3 protein-coding genes are annotated in these 3498 nt (G+C 37.0%); all 3 read right to left on the bottom strand.

Annotation, left to right across the window (positions count from 1 at the left end; genetic code table 11):
• Nucleotides 1-453, bottom strand: a 453-nt coding sequence (locus NL42_RS17595) for a hypothetical protein (protein WP_461313740.1), incomplete at its 3' end; no start/stop codon positions are given.
• A 62-nt stretch (nt 454-515) separates the two neighbouring features.
• The gene (locus NL42_RS17600; RefSeq protein WP_461313741.1) at nt 516-1571 is read right to left on the bottom strand and encodes a linear amide C-N hydrolase; all 1056 of its coding nucleotides are present in this window, start codon (nt 1569-1571) and stop codon (nt 516-518) included.
• A gap of 211 nt (nt 1572-1782) precedes the next feature.
• The gene (locus NL42_RS17605) at nt 1783-3456 is read right to left on the bottom strand and encodes an FMN-binding glutamate synthase family protein (protein WP_461313742.1); all 1674 of its coding nucleotides are present in this window, start codon (nt 3454-3456) and stop codon (nt 1783-1785) included.
• Between the last annotated feature and the right edge of the window lie 42 nt (nt 3457-3498).

Below are 3498 nucleotides of genomic sequence, written 5' to 3' on the forward strand. Positions count from 1 at the left end.
CGAAGACTGCTTTTGTGGACTATACATATTGCGTTCGATTGTTCCCTTATCCGTTTTTATCAAAACGTTTACATTTTGAGCACTTTTAAACTCTTGCAAGAATTTACTTGGAATAATAAAGAAAGTTGTAGAATGTTTAGGAACTAATCGGCTCACATTCGTTTTTTCAGTTGATTGAGCGGGTTGATAGTTAAATCTTTTTCCATCAATATCAAATGTTAACTCGTTAATATCATAAAAGTTATAACTACTACTTAAATGAACATCCACACGAAGCTGATCTTTTTGATTCTCGTTCCATTTCACTAGCAAGCTTGGGCATAGTTCAGTTGGTGAGCAGTTTAGCTGACCCGCTGTCTTTACCTCTTTAGGAGCTGTTGTACTAATCTGTGTAGTGCTACAAGCCGCTGTAAGTAGACATGAACCCAATAAGAGTAGAGATTTCTTCATCATATAAATTCCAAGAGAGTATGCTTAATATTATTTATGTTAAGTGTAGTAAATTTTGACATAAATTAACGCATAGATGGGCTTAAAAATACAAATGGTTTTGCAATTTTAAAAGAAGAAGTGGCATCACCTGCATATATATGGCTTTGATCAGGGCCTAAATCTAATCTACGCGTTTTACCATCTTTAAAATTAATCTTTTTCAAATCAACCCAAAATACATTTGGTGACAGTGCTGACTCGAAAAAGTAAAGCATCTGTTTATGATCGGCTACAGTTCGCCAGCGAGTTGAAGAGATATTCGGTTCTTCTTGAGTATTGAGTCCATAGGGAACAGATGCATTTCGAATGACACTAAATACAGAGGCTTGAGCCTGTTTACTATCATCATTTTTAGGAATTGCATTAATGTAAAAAGATGCACGTGCAAAGCGATCAGATGCTCGATTTGTACCGGGGAGCATGATCGTTCCACCAATTTGTTTCCAATATTCGGAAAGTGCAAGTTGCTTATCGAAAGTAGGCGAGTTAGTCATGACTTGATAGTTGCGACTATGGTGAATAATCTGCTTTCCACCAATATATTCAATAATTGCACTATCACCTGTTTTGTCAGAAATAGATAAATGCAGGGTGGTAAGCCTTGATTCACCTGGAACATTGTCGGTAACAATGGTGTAAGGCTCTTTTTCTAAGGCTTTGACAGCCTCATCTACATTTGCAAAATTATCGAGTACATATTGTGCCCAAGCAGCAATGCTTAGTAATGGTTTATTAGATTTTTTTATATCCGGATATTGAGATTCTACTAACCATAAAATATTGGCAACCAATCCAGCTTCATTCATGCCATCTGTTGTGGAAACCTCATAACCTGTAGCAATCACACTTCCATATTTAGATGTCCATTTTATTGAGTTCGAGCCTGCACTACCGTCACGACTAACCCCGCTTGGCATAATCCACAAATTTGTACCCGTATCAACTTTCCAGTCCATTGAGCGAGCAGTAATAATATGTTGGTTATTGCCTAAATATACGGCACGTGTACAAGCAACAGCATAGCTACTTAAACCTACTGCTAGTGCGACAAAAGAAGAGATAAATGTTTTTTTCAACATAATGAAATACCTTCTTGTTATAAGCATTAAAAAATTTTTATTAAATAAAATTAAATTGTGTACGTTATTTATACTTTTATATTAGGTGAAAAGTCTATTAAAGACAAATTAAAAGGGGAATGAAATTTGAGGGGGAAATCACATATTCAATTCAAATATGGAAGAGCATCACACTCTAAATGTAATGCTCAACATATCAAGTTAATATAAATTAAAAGTGATTAGCATCTGCCATATTCCACATCCGATAATAAAAATTATCATCGTCATTATTAAGTTCAGACTGTAAAAGTTCGCCTTCTTTTAAGAAAAAATGCAATTGAGCATAGTTCTTAATTTCACGGTCGTTTACTCGCTGAGCCAAATGGTGAGCTTTAATATCAGAAGGGTGACGTAAACCAGCCGCAGCAATCATTTCTGATAATGCATGCAATGTATTTTTATGAAAATTAAATACTCGTTCTGATTTAGTGGGTACATCAATTGCTTTTTGACGTTCTTTATCTTGGGTTGCAACACCTACAGGACACTGGTTAGTGTGACAGCTTTGTGCCTGAATACATCCAACAGCAAACATGAAACCACGTGCTGAATTAACCCAATCTGCACCTAACGCAAAAGTACTGGCAATATCGAAGGCACTAATGATTTTACCACTTGCACCAATCTTAACTTGATCTCTTAGTCCTGCACCCACAAGGGTGTTATGAACAAAACGTAAGCCTTCACGTAATGGAGTACCAATATTGTCGCTAAACTCAATCGGTGCTGCGCCTGTACCACCTTCAGACCCATCAACCACAATAAAGTCAGGAACAATTTTTGTTTCTAGCATTGCTTTAACGATACTCATGAATTGCCAAGGTTGACCAATACATAGTTTAAAACCAACTGGTTTACCGCCAGATAATGTGCGCAATTTCTGTAAGAAATGCATCATTTCAATAGGAGTAGAAAAACTAGAATGCTTTGCTGGAGAAATACAGTCATGATCGCGAGAAACACCACGGATTTGCGCAATTTCTGCGGTAATTTTATGTTTAGGTAAAATACCACCATGACCTGGTTTTGCACCTTGAGAAAGCTTCAGCTCAATCATCTTGATCTGTGGTAATTGAGATTGCTTGGCAAACTTTTGTTCGTCAAATTTCCCATCTAAGGTACGGCAGCCAAAATAACCGCTGGCAATTTGCCAAACAATATCACCGCCATTTTCCAGATGATAAGGGCTTAAACTACCTTCGCCTGTATCATGATAGAAACCACCTAACTGCGCACCTTTATTTAACGCACGAATTGCATTGGCACTTAAACTACCAAAGCTCATGGCAGAGATATTCATAATAGATGCACTATAGGGCTGAAGGCATTGTGCATTACCAACCTGAATACGAAAGCTCTTTGGATCTGCTGGTGGGCAAGGGCTTATTGAATGGACAATAAATCGATAATTTTCTTGATAAACGTCAATAATTGAACCAAAAGGTTTATCTGCATTTTCATTTTTAGCACGCTGATAAACTAGACTTCTTTGCATACGCGAAAAAGGTAGGGCATCTTGATCCGCTTCAATAAAGTATTGGCGAATTTCTGGGCGTATATCTTCAAACAAAAAACGGAAATGCCCCATAATTGGGTAATTTCTTAGAATTGAATGTTTATTCTGCAAAACATCATAAAGGCCTAATAAGCTTAGTGCACCTGTAAGCACCCATAAACCGTTAAGCAGAGTATCTGAAATAAAATAATAGATACTATGAGGGGTGTATACGGTGCGAAACCATGTAATGCTGAGTGCAGTAAAAATACATAAGAACCAGAGAGAATGGCGTGAAAAGAATGTATTGAGAAATTTATGTCGAATGATTTGTGCTGGACTCGCCATATTGGAACAAATTCCTAATGTTTTACTGGTACATACCTTGCC

The sequence above is a fragment of the Acinetobacter sp. GN11 genome (assembly GCF_054823985.1).

Bases quoted from the DNA above. Each gene is read 5' to 3' on its own strand.
- NL42_RS17605 (WP_461313742.1), bottom strand. From the start codon at position 3,456: ATGGCGAGTCCAGCACAAATCATTCGACATAAATTTCTCAATACATTC.
- NL42_RS17600 (WP_461313741.1), bottom strand. From the start codon at position 1,571: ATGTTGAAAAAAACATTTATCTCTTCTTTTGTCGCACTAGCAGTAGGT.